2 protein-coding genes are annotated in these 22758 nt (G+C 52.9%); both read right to left on the reverse strand.

Annotated features, from left to right (window positions below):
• Window positions 1-236 precede the first annotated feature (236 nt).
• Window positions 237-13370: an SDR family NAD(P)-dependent oxidoreductase gene (locus tag HP570_RS05270; RefSeq protein WP_173625088.1), complete on the reverse strand. Its 13134-nt coding sequence runs from the start codon at window positions 13368-13370 to the stop codon at window positions 237-239.
• Between the two features lie 43 nt (window positions 13371-13413).
• The gene (locus HP570_RS05275) at window positions 13414-22743 is read right to left on the reverse strand and encodes an SDR family NAD(P)-dependent oxidoreductase (protein ID WP_483862085.1); all 9330 of its coding nucleotides are present in this window, start codon (window positions 22741-22743) and stop codon (window positions 13414-13416) included.
• Window positions 22744-22758: the final 15 nt, after the last annotated feature.

Consider the following 22758-nt stretch of genomic DNA (forward strand, 5'->3'; position numbering starts at 1 on the left):
TAAAACAGTATTTTCACGGTCTAGCATTTTATTTTCCGAGTCTACAACAATATTTTCTTCGAACACTTTGGACTCTGCCTTGTTTGGCAGGATCATCCAGCTATCCTAGCCTCAAATTGGGTTTGTGTACCTTGGCTTTCTTCAGATTCCACCTAACGATGGACACCCTTGCTCTTGGCTGCGTACAACAAAAAAAGCGAGATACGCATCTGCGTACCTCGCTTTTGTCAGTTGTATTATACGAGCATGGCGTGCTGCTTATAGAAAGATTGAAAAAACCGTGCCGAAAGCGGCCGCTTGTCATAAAGTTTCTCGCAGAACGCATAAATCGTTTGCCTTGAGGCTTCGTCTTCGAGCATTGTCATATGTGTCGAGGCTTCAACGTCCATCACGTACGCCTGCGGGATCTGTCGAACCCATTCCTCCCAGTAAGGCAGATGGTCGAATGGAACAGTTCCTTCTTTAGCCGTTAAATAAGGTTCCCATGGTCCCATGAACACCCCACTCTGGTTTCGGAAGTAATAGCAAGTCACCTCATCAGGCAGAGGCAGGGGTTTATAGTCTATCAACCTGTAGCGCTGCTGCATGGAAAACTGACGCTCAAATTGCTTCTCCAGCAGCCGCTTAGGAATATCCAGTCCTCTATGCTCGGCTAGCTCGGTTAGGCGTTCAAAGAATACATCGAATCCGTTGTCGCAGTCAATCTCATCCCTATGAATGAGATTACCTTTCTCATCAGTGGAGACAATGCCATGGATGGCTGCCAACGCCATGTTAACGGTTTGCAGGGCTATAGAATTCTGATCGAGGGTCGTTCTATGGATCTCTGGGCTAAACATCGTGTCCAGCATGACCAAAGACGATACGGTCTCCCCCGCTTCCTGCAGCTGACGCGTCATTTCGTAGGCCAACATACCGCCGAGCGAATATCCGCCAAGATCATAAGGGCCCTCCGGCTGAATCGCTTGGATGAGTCGGACATATTGGGAAGAAATAGCTACTATGCCCTCAGGTGCTTCATCGCCGGTACCGCTGAACGATTGGATACCGTAGAACGGTCTTTCCGCATACGCCGCCAAAGAACGATATACTTCCACGCCTCCGGATGCGCCATGAATCCAAAATACCGGCCTTCCATCCGTAATAGAATTTAGCTGAATGATCTGCTGATTGAAGTTCTCCTCCAAAAAAGAGCCGTCAACATGAAGATCATCGATTTCCGGCGGGAAGTTCGCTTGCACCTTGTCGATCAAGTCTTGAATCGTTTCGCAAGTCAACAGATCGGGGAGCTCCATCGACGGAGCAGCCACTTTCTGTAGGCCTGCAAGCAATTGCGCGAGATGAAGCGAACTCAATCCGTAATACATCAATCGCTTGTCCAATTGAATCTCTGTCGGCATCATGCCGAGAAGTTGAGCGACGCTGTTTAAGACGATTGTCTTTGCATCATTCCCTTTCATGGCAAGCTGAGCCTTTTGTACGCTCATCTCATCGTTCTTGCTCATCTCAGCTTCCATCCGCTCTAAGCCCGCTTCCGGTTGGATTTCAAGCCAACAGCGCTGCTTGACGAACGGGTAAGTGAGCAATGGTACGATTCTCCCCTTTCTTCGGCTGCGATACAATTCCCTCCAGTCCATATCGCCGCCCTTTGACCAGTAGATGGCAAGCTTCTCGACATCAAGTTCATCCATCAAGTGCTTCAAATACATCTGGCCATTCTTACCAGAAAGGAGCCTGAGCATATCATCTGAAGGTCCTCCCGCATTTCCTTCGTATAACCCGAAACTCCCGGAAAGCGGACTATCCGAACTGCCGGTATCATCCAGATAGTACGAGAGCGCGGCCATCAATTCTTCCCTGTTGCTCGCTGTTACGGCAAGGCGGAAGTCCATGGATTCACGACCGACCTGCAGCGTATAGGCCAAATCGTTCAGCGAAAGCTCCTCGTTCCGCTTCACATACTGACGTACATGGTACACGGCTTCCTTCAGACGTTCCCGGCTTTTGGCCGAGAGGATCAATAATTGATTTCCTGTTTCCTGTACAGACGGCTCTTCAGCAGGCGGCACATATTCCTCGACAATCAGATGAGCATTCGTACCGCCGGCACCAAAGGAGCTGATCGCCGCGCGAAGCGGGAATTTCCCGCCATGTGGCGCTTCATTTTCCGTCTGTTGCCACTCCTCTAAATGCCGCTGAATACGGAAATTCGTTTCCTCAAGGCGTAAATTCGGATTCAAGTCTGTGTCCGAGCCGATTGTCGGAACAAGCTGGCGATGCTTTAACTGAAGAACGACTTTTGTTAATTGGGCGATGCCCGAGGCAGCTTCCCCATGCCCGATGTTGGATTTGACGGACCCAATCGGCAGAGCACGCTTCGTACCGAAATGATTGCGGTACACCTTGTTCATCGCCGCCATTTCAATTGCATCGCCGATGGATGACCCGTTAGCCGCACACTCGATATAGCTGATCGACTCTGGTATTATGCCGGCCTGGCGCATGCTTTCTTCCATCAATTGGGCTTGTGCATTCGGATTCGGCGCTCCGTAGCCGTTTGTCTGTCCGCCATGATTGACAGCGGTTGATTTAATCACCGCTAATATGGAATCACCATCCTCGATGGCTTTGACCAGCGGTTTTAAAAGGACCGAACCGACTCCTTCCGATGGCAAATAACCGTCCCCGTCCGCGAAGCTTCTGCTTCCGGGATGACTGCCAGCCAAACGCAACATGCTTAAGCCGACATACTTTTGCGGATGAAGCGAAAGATTGACGCCGCCGGCGATCGCTAGCTCGCATTCACGCTTCCGCAAGCTTTCGCATGCCATATGGATCGCGACCGCCGAGGAAGAGCACATCGTATCGACAGCGATGCTCGGACCTTTGAGATTAAAGAAATGGGACACCCGATTGGCGACGGAGCTATACGAGGACAGAGCAAGAAGCGGCTCCTTCGACGGGTCCTTATTAAGCAAATGATAATGATTGTTCATACAACCGGCATACACGCCAACCTTGCTACCGTACTCATGCTCAAGCCTCTGGCTTGTATATCCGGCTTGCTCCAGCGTGTTCAATACAGATTCGAGAAACAGCCGCTCTTGCGGGTTTATATAAGAAGCTTCCAGGGGTGAGAGCTGGAAGAAGATCGGATCGAATTGATCGATATCTTTCAGAAACCCGCCCCATTGACAGTAGCTCTTGCCCGGCTTGCCTTTCTCAGGATCATAATACTTGCCGCTTTGCCAACGAACAGCGGGTATTTCTTCAATACAATCCTTCCCGCTCTTCAGATTGTCCCAGAACTGGTCTAAATCGTCCGCTCCCGGATAGCGGCCCGACAATCCGATAATCGCGATATCGGACGCAAGTTGACACTCGGATATCTCCTCGCGGGTCAGCGTTACTTGCTTTAACGCTGGCTTTGTCGCCGCTGGAGCTGGCGTAACGGATAAATGAGCAGCCGCTAAGACTGGTGAAGCTGCGTTTGTTATCACTTGTGTAAGCTCGGGCGCAAGCAGCCGACGTAGTTTACTCTCATAATGACCGAGAAGATATTCACTCAGCGCTTGTATATTTTCATACTCGAAGAACAAGGTTTTCGGCAGCGAGCCTAATTCGTTCTCAAGATGTTCCGTAAGCTGCAGCGCCATAATCGAGTCAATGCCAAACTTGCTGAAAGAGGTCTTGGCATCCATGCGGTGCAGCGGCATGCGTATATAGGATGACAGGGTCTCTCTTAAGTAGTGTATCGTTCTCTCATACAGCTTGTCTGATCCGAGCCGGTTCTCTCTATCTGATTGCCACTCGGCCGCGGGAGCTTGCTGCGCTGTCGCCAACTCTTCCATGAGCGGCGTTGTGCTCAAAGCCATGTTAGTCACCGCAACTTGGTGCTTCCCACTTGCCAAGGTAGCGTATAGCGATTGAATGCCATGCTGGCTCTGCATCGCTTCCGTTGCGGGATCGAAGGTCATGCCGTCGGAAGAGAGGCCTTTCAGCATCGCGCAGTGTTTTCCATGCTCATCATAGATGTCGATATCAAGCTTTTGAATCGACCCTGTTGCCGTGCTCCCGGAGCTTCTTCGAATCCATGCCCACATGACCGCTGTACTTGGACCCAAAATCACCAAACGGTCCAGTGCATAAGGAAGCCCCGGCCTTAATGCTGCTTCCGAGCCAGTTCCTTCCTCCGACTCTAAAGGTAATGGAGCCATTCCGATTGATGCTTGAAGCGCCGAATCGATCATGCCCGGATGAAGCACATAATGCTCCAGTGTGGACAAGACGGAAGCCGCAATTTCCAAACGGGCCAGCAGTTCGCCTTTACCGACCTGGATTCGGTCAATCGCACGATGGCCAGGTCCGTAATCCATGTCCAGACGGGCAAGCATGTCATAGCATTGGGCGCCGGTGATCAGTCCAACGTCACATCTAGCCTGAAGTTCTTCAAGCAATTCGAGAGGTGGCACTTGAACGGATTCGTCTAATGCCGCTGTTCCTTGACAGTGAACCGTTCTTCCCGACGGATGACCCGATGCTTCCGTATAAATTTCAAAGAAGAAGTCCGCTTCGGAATTACGCTGTAGATGAATGTTCACCGTGACGGAACGATCTTCCACGACGATTGGCTGCGCCCATCCGATATGTCGCAGCAAGACGGGGGACGCTAGCGGACCTGATCCTTTTTCGCATGCTGCCGTCACAGCCGCCCGCGCCATCTCCAGATAGGTGACGGCAGGCAGCACCTTTCGACCTCGAACTGAATGATCCGTCAAGAAAAACTCCGTCCCCGTCAGAGCCGTTTGAAACAATAGGCCTGAAGTGTCCTTCAATGAAGCCCGCTGAAGGTGCAGAGGCAAAGATTCGCTAGACGCTTTCATAGGTTCGCGTCTTTGTGGATCCTGCGGCGGATAGTCAGTATTCGAAACCCAGTAACGCTCTTTGGCAAACGGATACGTCGGAAGCGGAACACGCGAATAGGAGTCGCCGGCAAACAGCTGACTGTAATTCAGCGCATAGCCTTGAACATACAATTCGGCTGCCGTGGACAGATGCTCCAGATACAAGCCTGGATTCGTGCACGTCTGGCAGCTCTCGATCGCGGCATTGCCGAACCGCTTTAACGATTGCTGCTCGCGAAGGTCGTTTTCCGCTAACTCGGATACGTACACTTGCGCCATTTTACCGCGCGATAGCCAGTTGGAGAGCAGCTGTTTTAACTCTTCAGCGTCTTTGACGATACACGCCAACCGGTGATTCATATGACGGCGTCCAACCAGCAATGTATAGCTGATGTTTCCCGCGTCAATGCCAGGTACCCGCTCGCAATGCTCCAACAACCGCTCGGCTTGCTGCCTCAGCTGTTCCCGACTGCGGGCTGACAGCGTAATGAGATAAAACGGCCTCGATGCATGCATGCGCAAAGGAGCTGGAGCCTCCTCAATGACCATATGCGCATTGGTGCCGCTGAATCCGAAGGAGCTGGTGGCCGCAATCCGCCTTGAGCCCGGTGGAACCGCCCAATCTTTACTCTCCGTATTGACATAGAACGGGCTGCTGGAAAACTTGATATGCGCATTGCCCGTCTCATAATGCAAGGAAGGCGGGATTTGCTGGTTTCGTAGCGACAGTAAAATTTTGAAAACGCTCGCGACACCTGCAGCTGCGGTTGTATGACCAATATTGGTTTTTATGGTTCCGATCGCGCAGAACTGCTTTTTATCCGTGTAATGGCTGAAGGCACTGTTCAATGCTTCGAACTCAATCGGATCGCCGAGACGGGTTCCGGTGCCATGCGCCTCCACCATTTGAATCTGCTCCGGATGAATGGCGAAACGCTCATAGACGGACTTTTCCAGCCGTTCCTGCGAATTGGCGCTTGGAGCGGTAATGCCGTTTGTCGTCCCGTCCTGGTTAATACCCGACCCCTTAATAACCCCGTGGATATGGTCGCCGTCGGCAATGGCATCCTTCAGCCGCTTCAGAACGACGACACCGACCCCTTCGCCAGGTACAAAGCCGTCCGCCCGATTATCGAACGTGTGACATTTGCCTGAAGGAGACAGCATGCCGGCCCGGTTGGAATTGATATAAAACGTTGGCGTCGTTTGGACAAACACGCCCCCTGCCAGCGCCATTTCGGTCTCTCCGGTCCATAAGCCTTGGCAGGCAAGATGGATGGATACAAGCGAGCTGGAGCAGGCGGTATCAACCGTAACAGCAGGCCCCTGCAGATTTAAATAATAGGCGATTCTTGCGGGAATAATGGATGGGGCATTCCCCCACATCGCTTGCGGAGGCGAGTTGTCTCCGATATGGTGCACATAGTCGCCAATATTGTAGCCGACATACACGCCGCAGGCACGACCCTCTACACTCTGGCCCGCATAACCCGAATCCTCCAGCGCCTTCCATGATTCCTCTAGGAACATGCGCTGCTGAGGATCCATATAGGTAGCCTCGAGTCCGGAAATATTAAAGAAGGACGGATCGAACTTATCGATCTCATCCAAGAAGCTGCCGTGATTGCAGTAAGGCTTGCCTTCGGGTGCATACTTCGACAGATCCCACCGGGTAACTTCTTCAACAAGATCATGACCTTGCGCCAAATGATCCCACAATTCATCCAGCGTGTTCGATTTGGCAAAGCGGCCGCTCATACCGATTATGGCGATGGGCTCTTTAACTGCTGCTTCCGTAGCCCGAACGGATACAGCGGCCTCGTCCGGCTGCGCGGACGCCTTCGTTTGCAAGGATTCGAAATGGACAGCCTGCTCCTCCCTTTCGAGAGGAATTGAGCCTTGCTCGTAAAAGGCGTCGAGTCGGTCGCTAAACGCGGACACGACAGCCTCTTTATGCGCAGACAGCAAATAACTGGCCAGTTGATTGATCGAGCTGTAGTCAAAAAGAATGGTTGTCTTCATCTCAATCTGCAAACGTTCGTTAAGCGTATTGACGATATGCACGCCGGAAATGGAATCAAGCCCGTAGTCTGCGAAAGAGTCATCCATATCGAGCGATGACGCATCCAGCTTCAGCGTTTCCGCCAGCTGGGAGGCAATCAACGATTTGATTTCACCCTGGAGCATCTGCTCATTCAAGGAAAATAAGCTGTCTTCGCTTTCGCTTCTGGAATCCGTATGTGCTGCATCATTCCGCTCTTTCGTCAATGTTGAAACGGATTGACTTACAGACTGCTGAGCGCTTATTCCTTTCCTTTGTTCCCATCTAGGCTGTCTGATGATTCCATCGCTTTGTGCCGCAACGATTTGCTGTCCCAGGTCGTGATGATCCTGGGCTAGGAAGCCGATCGCACCGAAGCCTTCTCTCTCAAGCAGCTGCTGCCAGCTTTCAGGTGAGAGCGCTGGACTGCCCGGAATCCGAATGCCGGGATCGTCATACAGCCACCAGCCTTCCAGCAGTCCGAACGTAAGATGGGTAAATAGGGCGCCGTTGCTAATTTCATTTAAAAGTAGCCATCCTCCGGGCTTCAATGCCGCTTTGGCGTTGCGAACCGTCGTCCGCATGTTACGCGTAGCATGAAGGACGTTCGCGGCTATGACCAGATCATACTGACCGGCATCAACGCCTTGCTGCGCAAGAGCTTGCTCTACGTTGAACGTGCGGTACGTCAGGAACGGATAGCTAGGGCCGTATTCCTTCCGCGCATGGAGCAGGAACATTTTGGATAGATCGGTATAGCAGTATTCCGCAATATGGGTCTTATAGAGAGCTAGCTTGGCAAGCACGCCCGCAGACGTACCGCCTGTACCCGCGCCGATTTCCAGAATACGAATTTGCGCCTTCGGATTTTCCTGTACACGCTGTCTGACAACATACAGGGCTGCCTCGGCCACTACATCGTTGAAATAATCGGCTACCGGATTGCTCTTGTAAATCCCCTCTACAAGTTCCATTGACGAGTTCGGAAAGAGCACGTCGGTCGCTACAGATTTCCCTGTAAGGACAGCAGGCAAGTACTTCAGCGTTGTTTCCACCAATACGATTTGCGCTCTTGTTTTCTCGTCCTCCCGCCATTTAGCGGTATGCTGCCCCCACTGCTCCCATACCGCCCCGTGATCGGTTTTTGCCGTGTCCGTAACCGACAGAAGATGGCCGCTGCGGGACAGCAGCCCGAGCTCTACGAGAATAGTAACGCTCTGACTCAGCCATTCGGCATACATATCTTCGGCGATTCCTGCAACAGCCATTGCCTTTTTCAGATCGAACGTTCCGGAAGCGAATAACCCCGTTTGCCGAAGCTGCACGAACAACAGCCTTCCAAGAAGTCCGTTCATCTCATCCGTCTTCTCCGCGTTCTCACGCTTCAGCTGTCCGATATCGGGTCGCTCAGAGGCGGCCGGCAGGCTTCTGCCTGCTTCAGCTGACCGCTGCCCTGCAGCAAGAGCCTTCATTTCTTCTTTGGGATTCATGCTTTCGACTGGGATTGGCTTCGTCGTTTTCATGACGGCCAGCTGCAATTGCGGCTGGGCAAGCACTCTCTCGATCGCCTGCATCCCTTCCTCCGGCTCGATCAGCCCAATTCCAAGCTCCTGCAGCATCCGGTAACTTTCCGTATCCTCGACCTTGTCGCTTGACCAGAATCCCCAGTTCAGCACTTTCACGCTGCAAGACCACTGCTGTGCCAGCAAGTGCGCGAAAGCATCCTTAAAGACACAACCGGCCGCATAATGAGCCTGCTGCGGATTCTTAATGAGGCTGATGAGCGATGAGAAGAACAGTACGAAATCTAGCCGTTCCTCGCGAAATACCTGCGCCATCCTGACGCTCACGTCAACTTTAGCGGAGAGCGCGGCTTGAAAAGCAACCTCATCCATTTCAGCCAAGCTGTACTCGTTTAATACCATTGCCGAATGGACGATGCCGTTTACAGAGCCAAAGTGCTGCTTAATCTCGGCATAAGCCTGCGAGAGCGAATGGATGTCCGATGCGTCTGCACTCCAATACCGAATCTTGGGACCACGATCTGAAAGACTGTGAATTTTGGTTCGAATAGCGTCATTCATCGGGCTGCGGCCAATCCATACGATTTGCGCTTGATAGGTACGAATCATATACTCCGACCATACCATGCCGATCCCGCCGGCGCCGCCGATGACGACATATACGCCTCCATTCTGGTACACTGGCGCCTTCGGAGCGGGAAGAATAGTTGGAATCAGCTGCATACGGTGCCACTCACGCCCTCTGTATACCGCAGCCCCGCCCCTCCGGTCTGCAGGAATCCGGAACATCTCGGACACCGGCCATTTCGAATCCGACTCCAAGTCGATGAGACGAATCATCCAGTTTGGATATTCTTTAGCAAGCGAGCCGATCAGTCCGTGAACGCCTGCCTGTGCCGGTTTTATGCTGTCTTTCTTGTATACCGCTTGGGCCTGGGTCGTGATGACCGTGAGGCCGACCGACCTTGAACCGTAGCCGGATTGCAGCAACGCTTGAATAAACCGGAAGCAGCTAAGCGTAATCTGATTGTGAGCAGTAATCAGCGCATCGTCTACACCGCCGTCTATAGCAGCAGGATCACGAACTACCCATATAAAGTGCCCGATATCCTCAAAGCCTGAAATCTTCCGCTTGATATCAGCCACGGACACGTCTTCGTCATTACCAAAATGTACGGAACCCGGATATAGGGCTTGGATTTGCGCGAAACGTTCGTTGCAGAGACCAAATACAGCGATCCGTTCCGTTACGGCAGGGAAATAATCGCCTTCCGGCTCAACGGCGAAAGTATCCCACACCGGAGTAAATTGCCGCAGCATATCCTGCGAACCGACACCTGCGTCAGCTTCCACGATACGTTGGTTAGCGTTATTCTCCGCGTTCCGGTTCGAAGCCGGAATTACGGCTGAGCTTTCTCCCTGAGGCGAGGTCGGACTTGCCGCTTTGGCTGTGCTTCCTACTTGCTGTACCGCTGTTGGCAGGCTGTCCTGCGGTTTCGCCGCAACCGGCAGCCAGTATCTGTTTTTCGCAAAGGGATAGGCCGGAAGATGCATTTTTCTCGGTTTATCGGTACGGTAAAGTCGTCCCCATTCAATATCGCTGCCCTGAGCCCAAGACTGTGCGATTTCAGCCATCTTTCCTTCTGTAAACCAACGGTCGTCAGCCTTCGCCACATCCGCCGACACGCTGGACTTTTTCTTCAGCTGACCTTTCCAGCAGTTCGGGATGGAAGGTTTCCCATCCGCATATGCTTTCAATTTCTCGACCAGTTCCCGAATGCTGCTGACTAGAAAGACAACCCGCTCTTCCATTGCTTCGCGTCCGGTCTGAAGCGTATACGCAATGGACGACAAGCTCATCTCCTGAGATGCCCCGCCTTCCGCATGACGATTCCGATTCAGAATCAGATGCAGCGATTCAGCGGCATCAGAGATCGATCGAATCTCATACCAATCGATGCTGTCAGTCTCGATTTCATATTCCCGCAGCAGCTGTTCCCGGACAGCAGACAGGTGTGCCGTTTCCATGCCGTATTCCGACCAGTCTTGATCGAAATCGATGTCTTGTTCATCCACCTTCAGAACAGTTGAAACCATTCGCAGAATATTGGCCGCCAGCCCGCTCTGTGATTCCATTTCCTTAACGCTAGCTACGCATCCAGCCTCATCTCCAAGGAATCGCGCTAACCGATCCGCATACGCTTTCAAGCGATCTTCATTTTTGGCCGATAACGGCACAATGACGGCAGACGGCTCGCCGCTCGCGGAGGAAGGCTGCGGTACCCATTCCTCCAAGATGACATGCGCATTTGAGCCGTAGGCGCCAAAGGAGCTGATCCCTGCCCTTCTCGGGTATACCGTTTCCTTTCCTGCTTCGATCACCCGAGGCTGCTCCCATTGCTCTAACTGCCTCTGGATGTAGAATGGCGATTGCTCAAAATCGATATAAGGATTCGTTTCGGCGGAATGCAACGACGGCACTAACGTTTTATGATGCATCTGCAGCGCAACCTTAATCAACCCGCAAACCCCGGCAGCGGACTCACCGTGACCGACGTTAGATTTGACTGAACCGATGGCGCAATATTGACGGTCATCCGTGTAGCGGGAATATGCTTTCACCAGTCCTTGGATTTCGATGGGATCGCCGAGCGACGTGCCTGTGCCGTGTGCTTCCAGATAGCTGATCGTTCTCGGATGAATATTAACCTTATTCAGGCAGTCTTCAATCAATTCAGCTTGTGCAACCGGACTGGGCACCGTAATGCCGCTAACCGCACCTACATGATTGATTGAACTGCCTTTGATAACGGCATATATCTGATCGCCATCCTTGACAGCGGCACTTAGCGGTTTTAGTACGACCGCGCCAATCCCTTCTCCGGATGTAAACCCGTCGCCGTCTTTACCGAACGTACGGCAATAACCGTCGCTCGAATGCATGTTGGCCATGCCGAACGTTTTATATTTGCCAGGATGAAGCGTCAAGTTGACACCGCCCGCAATTGCAGCTTCACATTCTCCTCGCCGGATGCTCTCTACCGCCATGTGGACAGCTGTCAGAGATGCGGAGCACAGCGTATCGACTGCCAGACTGGGGCCATGGAAATTAAGCGAGTAGGAAACCCGGTTCGCCACGTACGAGTGACTCAAAGAAAGCGGGAATAGCACGCCTTGCGCCATAAGCTCCGACCCGAGAAGTGCATAATCCTTATGCATAACACCGGCGAACACGCCGACAAGGTTCCGTTTGTTCGGTCCTCTTGGCGTTACGAGGCTGGACGGACGGTATCCAGCATCTTCAATGGCCTCCCAGCAGGTTTCAAGAAAAATCCGCTCCTGTGGGTCTATGATTTCCGCTTCGCGAGGCGATATGCGAAAGAACGGCGCATCAAAGCAATCGGGGTCGTCAATGAAGCCGCCCCATCTGGAAACCCCTTTGCCCGAAGGAGACTTTAAGTTTTCAAACTGTTTCCAATCCCATCGTGAAGGGGGAATTTCGCTGATGCAGTCTTTACCGTCCTTCAGATTTTGCCAAAACTCGCGAAGATCGCTTGCCCCTGGAAAACGGCCTGACATTCCGATGATTGCAATATCCTCTTCTTGCGATGTTGATGCTTCTGAGCGGTTGCTGGAATCCGCAGGTTTCTTCCTATTGTCCGGATGTTCATCAAGCTGCAATCGGGGGGCATTGATTCCATCGCCCGGTACCGGTGCGAAGCTTTCATCCGCAAATACAGAAGCGTAGTGTTCGGCCAAGTAAACGGATAAATCTGCAATCGTCGTATATTCAAAAAGCAGCGTTGGCGGAAGAACTACGCCTACTTTCGCTTCAATTCTCTTAACCATCTCCAGCAAGCCTGAGGAATCCATTCCCATCTCATAATAGCCCGCGTTCTGATCGAGATCCGCTTCAGCCATATCCAAGCGCTCAGCCAAGATGCCAGCCAGAAAAACGGCCGCCTGAACGGTTGGAGTGCGCTCCCCGCTAAGAGCATGTCCCTGTTTGACTGGAGCCGGCGCCGGTTCTGTGACGGACGGGTCATCCCCACCTCCGGAGACGGCAGATGAACCGATCCCGGATGCCGCCCTCACCAGCTTCATCGTGTAGTTTTTCATTTCTGCTACTTTGCAGCCCTTGCTGTCGAATAGCTCCAGCGTCATGCTGAGCAATTCGTTCTTTCGTTGAACACTGGGAGTGAGAACCTGTGTATAGCAGCGCTCTTGAATGAGCTGCTCCGCACGAAAGGACTCAAAATATAAGGGCAGAAACAATTGTTGCTCTTCCCCGACAAGCGTTCGCAGCAATAGCGAGGCACCTACACAGCTAGCATCTAACAAGGTGGGATGAAACAGCACGTCTTCGGCGCTGTCGCGCGAATTGCGATCCAATGCAAGCTCAATGAGCACGCCTGTTGAGGTTTGGAAGGTATGCCCTTCCGCTTTCATCATGCCGGTATGAGTGAGGCCCAGCGCACGAAACTGCGCATAGGCCTCCTCCAGATCAGCGGAAGCTTCCGCCTGATTTATGGCTTGCCCGAGATTGATCGTCTTATCAAATGAAACGGGTTGAATCTTCCGCATTTGGGCATCGGCATATCGTTTCGCCTCCGGGTTGACTGCTCCATCCCGCGATTCGCGGCCTTCTACAACAATGCTCCAGCATCCCGCTTCCTTCTCTTCCACAACAATATCGATCAGCACCTCGTAATCGTGACCCACCGTCAAGGGATGATAGATCGATACATGGCAAAGCTCCAGCTCTCTCCAATCGTACCCGTTATCCCGAAATGCTTGGTAGATCAGGTCGACATAAGCCGGACCGGGCAGCAGTTCCTGACCAAAGACTTTATGATTGCTCAGGATCGGATGATCGCCGCTTAATAAAAATTGTTCTTTCATGAAATAGTCCCCCTTGAATGCGCTACCCCTAAGCCCGATGGGGTTATTTGGGTTTCGTTCCGCCCCAGAATGATTTCGGACTGTTGACCTTCCGCTCTTCCGCTTTCATTTTCCATATATTCGTTCGGTTCTTGACCTTCTGCGAATCAGACGATGATACGCTGATCTGTTTTCTGCTTTCCTGCCATTCTTCCGGCCAAGGCAGTGGCTTTCGTATGGCGTCGCCTGAGCGCATTTCCTGCCAAGATTCTAAAACTGCATGAACATTGGTGCCTCCGTCTCCAAAACAGTTTATCGCCGCTGTTCGAACCGATTCACTCCAGTTCTTCGTTTCGCGGTGAAAGAAAAACGGGGACGCTTCCAAATCAAAATGCTGCATCGGCTGCTCGCCCGATAAAAACGGTACAAACTGGTCATGATCGAGCATCAGCACAACCTTAATGAAGCTCGCAATCCCTTCGGCGCTTAGCGGGTGACCGATATTGGGTTTGATGGAGCCCAATGCAATTGCGGCATTTCCACCGTTGCCATAAACCTGCTGGATCGTCTTGAGCTCCAACAGATCGGTTACTTCCGAGCCTGAGCCGTTCGTTTCGATATAAGAGACGTCAGAAGGCTTTCTGCCGCTCTTCTTTAAGGCAGCGAGCATGACGTCCTTCTGCGCTTGCATATTTGGAGCCGTCGGCCCTGCAGTTCTTCCATCGTTATTTACGGCGATTCCCTTGATAACGGCATAGATGCGGTCTCCGTCTTCCAGCGCCTGTTTCACTGTTTTTAACAGGACAACGCCGGCGCCTTCACTGAGTACAACGCCATCAGCTCGGCGGTCAAAGACATGAAATGTCGAGCTTTTGCTCAGAATGCCGCGCTGACCGAATAGTTTGTGCGAGAAGTCGCTGTTCAGTAGACTGACCCCTCCCACCAATGCTGACACCGTATCCCCGCTCCGCAGGCTTTGAATGGCCATGCTCATCCCAGTTAAGGCAGAGGAACAGGCCGTATCGATCACCATGCTGGGACCCCTTAGGTCAAAATAACGGGATATATTGGCAGCCAAGTAATTTTGGCCGACTGCAACGATCGGATTTCTCGTTTGAAGGAGCAGTTCCTCGCCCGGCCAATACTGGGTTCTGGCACCGATATAAACACCAACGGCCTTCCCTTTTACGTCTGCTCGGTTATATCCTGCGTGATGAAGCGCTTTTACACTTTCCTCCAAGATGAGCAACGCCTGCGGGTCCATCGCTCTGGCATCCTCATCCGGAATATGAAAAAACGACGGATCGGCATGGCGAAGCTCATCCAGTAGCCCTGCATAATAAGGTTGGGCGCTCCCCCATCGTTCCTCTGGGACCGGCCGTATCGCGCTTCGGCCTTCCGTGAGCAGCGACCAATAATGGGTCAAGTCCTTTGCTCCAGGAAATCGGCAGGACATCCCGACGACCGCAATATCCTCCTCGCCGATTCGTTCCTGATGATTGGACTGACGGGAGATCTCTGCTACAGGCATTGAAGGAGCATCGCTAAAATCATGAATTGGCATTGACTGTTCATGCTCCTGGCTTCCCGACAGCAACGCCCGGGTCAGCGGCTCGCTGTAGGAGGCCGTCAGCCAATCTGCGAGCGACTGAATGGTCGTATGCTCGTAAAGCACAGATGGATCGATATCCTTACCTACGGTGCGGCTTATTGTCCGAATTAATTGCGCCAATATGATCGAGTCTGCACCATAATCCTGAATCGGTATGGTAAGCTCCAACTTGGATCGTTCAAGCTTCAATTCTGCTGCAAATAAATCCAACAGCCATGAACGTACGGCTCCCGGCAGCGATGCTTGTGACTCCAAGCGCACTTCCGATGGGTCGGAAGCGGGAGCCTGCGTGGTGAGACTGCTATCAAGTCGCCGCATAAGCAGACGCTCCGGCTGCCACTTGTCAGGTTGAACGACAGCAGGCAGAACGACCGCTCCCGGCAGATTTGCAATCATATGATCGAGCAATCTCAGCCCTTCCCGATCGGTCAGGCTGTTCATACCGGTGGCAAGGAAGGCGCTGCTTTGTACCTCGCCCATGCCCGATTCTTTCCAGCTCGGCCACTGAATGCTGATAATGGGCTTTTGATTCGCATGAGCCTGCGCGAAATAATCCATAAACGAATTGGCCATCGCATAATCGCTTTGTCCCGCAGCTAGCGATGGAACAGCCGCCGATACGGACGAGAATAGAGCAAAAAAGGCAAGCGGCTCATCCTTGAAACATTCCCATACGGACATTAAGCCTTCCACTTTCGGCTCCAATACCTGCCGTATAACAGAGGTTGGCTTGTGAACAAAAGCCGGATACTCCCGATCGCCGACGCCCGCACAGTGTATCACGCCTCCTGCCGGTCCCCATTCCTCTCGAATATCAAGAAGCGCCTGCTTCAGTGCACCTGTATCCGTTAGCGGGATGGCGAGCGTCCGCACGTCTGCCCCTATCTTCTCCAATTCCTTTACCAAACGGATCTTATTCGCCACTGGTGAAGTCTGGACCGCCTCGTATTCCCATTCTTCCCGGGGAGGCAGCGCTTCTTTCCCGAGCAGGACCAGCCTTTTCACGCCCATGGTTTCAACGTAATGACGTGCACACAATGCGCCTAGTCCTCGCGTTCCGCCGGTAATCCACAACACTTGCCCCTCCGGCCACGAAAACGGCTTGGCATTCTGTGCCGTCTCTTGCTCCCGTAGGCATGCGCGGTAACGCACGGATTTGCGGTAACAAATTTCCGGCCACTCGCTGTTACCATGCAGTTCTGCAATCAATTGTTCCGCCCAGTCTTTACAATTATCCGAAGCATCCAGATCGACATGCTTAGAATGAATATTGGCGTATTCGCTTTGCAGCATACGGTATAGTCCGGCTATGCAAGCTCCGGATAATCCCACGGCATCGTTGCGGAATCGCTCAAGACCTTTCGTTACGCCGATCAATTTGATCCCTTTTCTTCGTCTTACGTCTATTAGTCGCTGGAGCCAAGGCAATCCTTCCAGGCTCCGATCCACTTCGCTTCTGCAGCCTAAAAGGTCAATGCAAGCATCGAAATCCATCTCCTCGACCTCTCCCGCTGTCATCTCATCGAGTTGGCGAGAATGAAGGACGACAGCGCCGGGAATCCGGGATTTAAGTTCCATCGCAAGCTCGCGAGTTCCATCCTCAGTAACGATAGCGACTTTACCTGGCGGTTCACCGTCGGCCGATGCCTGCGCTTCTATCCATTCTTTGCAGAGCAAACGTGTCGTATCGGGCTTAAGGGAGTCTGCTGTAGCACTACTTGAGGTCTCAAGTGGTGCTGCCGGCACCCAATAGTGGTCCCGAGAGAACGGATATACCGGCAAATGGATACGACTTTGCCTCTCATCCCCGAATAATAAATCCCCGTCCACGCTATAGCCTTGGCAGTATAACTTGGCCAGCGCGATCAATGCTCCCCGGTATTCACTCGAAGCCTTGTCCATAGACAGAATTTTATGAAGCCAATCGGCCCTTTCCTGCTCCTTCGCCTTGTCGGCTTTAAACATCCGTTCTACTTGTCCGAACAAAATGTGCGAGCTAGACCGCTTCTCAGCCGCAGCCACCCAGGCTTCTACCGCTTCTTCCTTGCTGGAGACAACAATTACGCAGCGATAAGCAAACGGCTGTCTGCCTTCGAGAAGCGTACGGCAAATTTGTGATAATTCCACCGATGCAGGCTGGCTCGCCATGTAATGGCGCATATCTTCTATTCTCCGCAAAAGCGCATCCTCGCTCTTTGCTGAAAGGGGTAGCATATAATACGCTGTTTGACCGGAATAGCTGCTGTGCTGCTTCTCGTTGTAGCTTTGAAGAACGAAATGGGCATTCGTACCGCTCATGCCGAACGCACTTACGGCACCAGTTAACGGCGCGCCTGAGCTGGAACGCCATGGCCTCGGCTCGCGGTTCACATAGAACGGACTCCCTTCAAAGCGAATATAGTCGTTTTCCTTATCTATATGAAGACTTGCCGGTATCGTCTCATGACGGAACGCCTGGACGAGATTAACGAGGCTGACCAGGCCTGAAGCTGCGAAGCTATGACCAAAATTAGTTTTGGGAGAGGTTAACGCGCATGTACTTTCGTTCAACGAAGCCCCTTTAAACGCTTCCTGAAGCGCGTGGATTTCGACAGGGTCCCCCAGCTTTGTACCCGTTCCATGCGTAACGATATACTCAACCTGCTTCGGATTCACGCCGGCCTGCTCGTACACCGAACGGATGAGGCGGGCCTGTGCTGCCGCATTCGGCGCCGTAATTCCGTTCGTTTTGCCATCATAATTGATGCCGCTGCCGCGGATGACAGCATAAATCGGATCGCCATCTTTCTTTGCCAAAGACAATCTTTTCATCACGACGGCGACGACCGCCTCGCCCGGTACCATACCGTTCGCCCGGTTGTCAAAGGCATAGCATTTGCCGTCCGGCGAGAGCATGCCCGCTTCCCTCATCCCGTTCAAATACAACGGCGTCAGCATAAGGTTAACACCGGCGGCGATAGCCGTATCGCATTCACGGTTGCGAAGGCTGACACATGCTTGATGGGCGGCGACCAGCCCGGAGGAACAAGCGGTATTGATTGACATAACAGGTCCGCTCAGGTTAAGGAAGTACGAAAGGCGGGATGCCAGTATCGCATTGTTCGTGGAGGTCACACTGCCTGCCCCTTTCGCGATAAACTGGTAGTCGCCATCCTCGGCTCCGACAAAAACGCCGATATTTCCTTCCCGCAACTGCTTACTCCCGTATCCTGCATCCTCCAGCGCTCGCATCGACTCCTGCAATAACAGCCGCTGTCTTGGGTCCATCAGCTCCGCCTCGCGCGGAGAGATTTCGAAGAAGGCAGGATCGAACTCGCTGACGCCCGGCACCCATCCGCACGTCCAGTTCTCACCGTTCATGAGAGTGCTTCGTTCTTCTGGCATCGGCTGAACCACATCGCGGCCCTCCCGGAGAATACGCCACATGTCTTCAACCGAACGGGCCTCAGGAAACCGTCCACTCATGCCGATAATCGCGATGGGCTCTGGAAATGGATGGCTTTGTGTTTCAACCGCAGCGGCGGGTTCTTCAATCGGTTTAGATGGCTCCGTATGAACGGATTCCGGAGCAACTGCTTCCTGATGAACATCCAGTACACCATCAGGACGAACCTCAAATCTGTCCTTGTAAAACCCGGTCAGGTCGTCACGATGCTCCCGCAAGTAAAAATGGATAAGCTTCTCCACCGTCGGATAGGAGAAGAAGACGGCTGGCGTAAGATCAATACGGTAATGCTTGGTCAGCGATGAAGCCAGCTCGGCAAAGCTGATGGAATTGAAGCCGAAATCAGAAAAATACTGTTCCTTGTCGATCCGGTCAATCGGGATCGCGACTATTCGACTGATGTGCGCCATCAGGTCTTCCTCCAGCAGCTCTTCTACATGCGGCTCGACACGTTGTTCTGTCCGCTTCGCGATTGATGTCAACGGCGCCGCCTTCACCGGCTTTACCGCTTCCTGTTCAACTGCCGGCTCCAGACCTAGAGAGCGGCGGACGCTCTCCCGATTCCCAACCATCACAAGATGATTAGGCTCATCCTGTGCTAACAGAAGCTCAAGCAGCGCGATCCCCTGCTCGGCTTCCAAGGTGTGCAGACCGCTTGCTTGAAGATACATTTGCGTCATAGCCGGATCCCCGACACTCATGCCGCCATCCTTCCACAGCGGCCACTGAATAGAAACAATCGACCCGCCATGTCGTCGATCTCCCATGCGAATGCGGGAAGCTCTCTCCGCGTAGGCGGTCATGAACCGGTTACCGACAGCGTAATCGCACGATCCGAAATCGCCCAGTACAGCGGATATCGAAGAGAAGTAAGCAACAAAATCAAGCTCGCGTTCTTCTTGAAGCAGCTCATCAAGCAAGAGCGTGCCGGTAATCTTCGGTTGTATGACTTCGTGGAATTGCTCTGTTTTCTTCTCCAGAATGCTGCAACCGCTTTCCGTACCGGCTGCATGGATAACGCCGTTTATGTCTCCCGATAAAGCAGCCCGAGCTTCAGCAAGTCCTTGCTTCATGGCGGCATAGTCACACACGTCCGCTTGGATCGCGAATACGACAGCGCCTGCCGCTTCAAGCTTTTTCATCATCGATCTTTTGCCAGCATCAATGGATGACCGACCTGTCAGGATAAGCTTGACCTGATACGTTTTGGCTAAATGCTCCGCAACGACCATGCCGATTCCGCCGAAGCCGCCTGTTATGAGATAAATGCCGCCCCGGCGGAATTTGGTCGCTTTCGGCTGAAGCCGGGTTTCGCGCACGGAACAAACATGCCGCTCTCCCCCTGTATATAAAGAGCTTCGCACCTTGTCCTGTCCAAGCTCCATCCACAACGACTCCCAAAGATTGCGACCCGAACTGCGTTCCGCCTGAAAACCGTCCGTAAAGAGATGAACAGACATCCGCACATCCTTCATAAGCGGGCCGATCGAACGCTCAAAGCCGATCCAAGACTCCGCATGGCAGCGTTCGATATCCGTGGAGCACATCGCCGCGGCCAGCAGCCTGGTCGACGTAAGGCCGGAGGTATTCATCCCTTGGATGAGCGCGGTTAGTTCGTCCGTCGTTTGCGCTGAAGGCGCTGTCTCCAAAGGCCATAAAAACAAAATGGCTTCTACAGCCTCTGTCTGGTTGACGTCCGCCAGCACCCGTTCGAAGCCGGATGAATCCCACTTATCTATGGAATGCGGCCATGTATTCAACGCTCCGCCCTCGTACCGTGACACAAAAACCAGCTTTGTCTTCGGACTTAAGCGGTTAACGGCTTCCGTCAGCTCTAGTTGACGGTGTGAATCCGAAAGGAAGCAAACGACCGTCCTCGGCTGTTCGCGCAGCACTTCCTTCCATTCATCCGGCTGCCACGTTTCCTGAAACGTCATCCCTTCAAAAGGGACCTTAATAGCATCCGGTTCAGAAGTAGCGAGCCAATAGCGTTCCTTGGCAAACGGATAAGTCGGCAGGCTCACCCTGCGCGGAGGTTTGCCGCCGTAGAGCTTCTGCCAATCGATTTCGAGCCCTTTCGTCCAAAGGTCAAGCAGCTTACCGTACTTTCCCTTGGCAAACCAGGCATCAATTGCCGTCTGCATATCATCGTCTGCTGCCAGTGCTTGAAACGAATTTCTTCCCCGCTTAACCTGTCCGCGATAAATGCCGGGGCCCGCGCCATACATCCTGTACTGTTCCAGCTGTTCCTTTAGCTCGGCAATTGACGCTGCGGTGAAGGCTAAACGTTCCTCCATCGCCTGCCGGCCAATCTGAAGCGTAAACGCAATACTTGCAAGATCCTCATTCCGCCATGTCCTTGCCCCGATGGCTTCGGCGAACTGGCGGACGTTCGCTTCTAGACGCTCCTCGTTCATCGCGGATAAAACGATGATGGAAGCGTGCTGTGCCAAATCCGGACGGTCTTCGGCCTTCTCTGTGAACTCTTGGACGACAAGATGGGCATTCGCTCCTCCGGCACCGAAGGAGGATATGCCGGCCATACGGGGATACGTGATTGTTTCCCCGTTCAAGACGACGACGGGCCGTTTCCATTCCGTCAGCCGCTGCTGCACCGCAAAAGGCGTGTGCTCGAAGGCGATATTCGGGTTCACTTCGTCCGCGTGCAAAGTCGGCGCAAGCTGCCCATGCTTCATTTGCATCAGCACCTTGGTCAGTCCCGCTATGCCAGCCGCGCTTTCACAGTGGCCGATATTCGATTTAACGGATCCAATCGCACAATAGCCATGTTCTCCTGCCAGCGGCGAGAATGCTCGCGTCAGCCCCTCGACTTCAATCGGGTCACCCAGCTCCGTTCCAGTACCATGAGCTTCGATATAGCTGACGGCCCCCGGATGTACGCCAGACCGCTTTAATGCGTCCTGGATCAGCTGCGCTTGAGCGGAAGCGCTGGGTACCGTATAGCCGTTCGTCCGGCCGCCGGCATTCAGCATACTTCCTTTTATGATGCCGTAAATATGATCGCCGTCCGCAATCGCCGCATGCAACGGCTTGAGGACAACCGCGCCTACACCCTCTCCATCGACGAATCCGTCGGCTTGTGCACCGAAGGATTTGCATTGATCGCCGGAGGAGAGCATGTTCATCGAAGTTAGCCTTTTGTAGTGGACGGGATCTACGATCAAATTAACGCCGCCCGCAATCGCGCATTCGCTAGTACCGGAATAGATACTCTCGAGCGCAAGGTGGATCGCAGTGAGCGAGGAGGAGCATGCCGTATCGACAGCCAGGCTCGGCCCCTGGAAATTCATAAGATAAGATAGCCGGTTTGCAATGGACCAGAAATTCGCCCCAGTCGAATAATTGCCGTTCATCACCCCGACAAAAACACCAACCTTCCCTGAACGGTTTAAACGTTCAGGGGTATAACCAGCATCCTCTATACTTGCATAAGCGGTTTCCAAAAAAATCCGCTCTTGCGGATCCATTCGTTCGGCTTCCTTCGGCGCAATCTGAAAGAATAGCGGGTCGAATTTGTCGATATCGTCCAGGAATCCTCCCCATTTGCTATAGACAGCGCCCTCCTTGCCCCGCTCTTCGTCGTAGTAGAGTCTCCAATCCCACCGGTCGGATGGGATTTCGGTAATGCAATTTGTTCCCTGTTTAAGGTTTTCCCAGAACTGTTCTACATTCCGTGCCCCCGGATAACGTCCGGATAAACCGATGATCGCGACATCCTGTTTGCCTGCCGCTTCGCTCCTCGTCATTTCGATGACGGGTTGCTGTTCACTAATCGGCTCAAGGGCTGCCGGTTCCATATGACGATCTGGCGCTAGATTGCTATCGGGCACTTCTTGCGTATCGAAAATGGAGCTGCCTACTGCTTGTCTCTCCATTCCCGTGAAGCGAAGCATCTCCTCTGGATGGGCTTGCAGCAAATAGTCGGCTAGCGCATTAATCGTTGCGTGCTCGAAAAATAGCGTACTGTTTATTTTGGCGAAATGAGGCCGGAGTGCTTCCGTAAGCTGTACGACCAGAATCGAATCGATTCCGTATGTCTCCAGCGACACGTATGTTTCCATGCGCTGGTATGGAATTTTCAGCGTTTCGCAGGTGAGCGCCTTCAGTCGTTCTCTGCCCTTCTCGCGGAGCACCTCCTGGCTTTGTTCATCCTTTTTGGCGGACAGCGTTGTACGAGCAATTGGCTTCCGTTGGGGTTGTTCTTCTGCAGCGTTATCCGATGCATCCTCTTGACTTCGTATGCGGATTACACCGTCGCTTTCGGCTACTATAATCTGCTGTCCGAGACCGTGTGAATGCTCAGCAGGGAAAAACACATCGAGGAAGCCCTC

The sequence above is a fragment of the Brevibacillus sp. RS1.1 genome, from assembly GCF_013284365.1.
GTDB lineage: Bacteria > Bacillota > Bacilli > Brevibacillales > Brevibacillaceae > Brevibacillus > Brevibacillus brevis_D.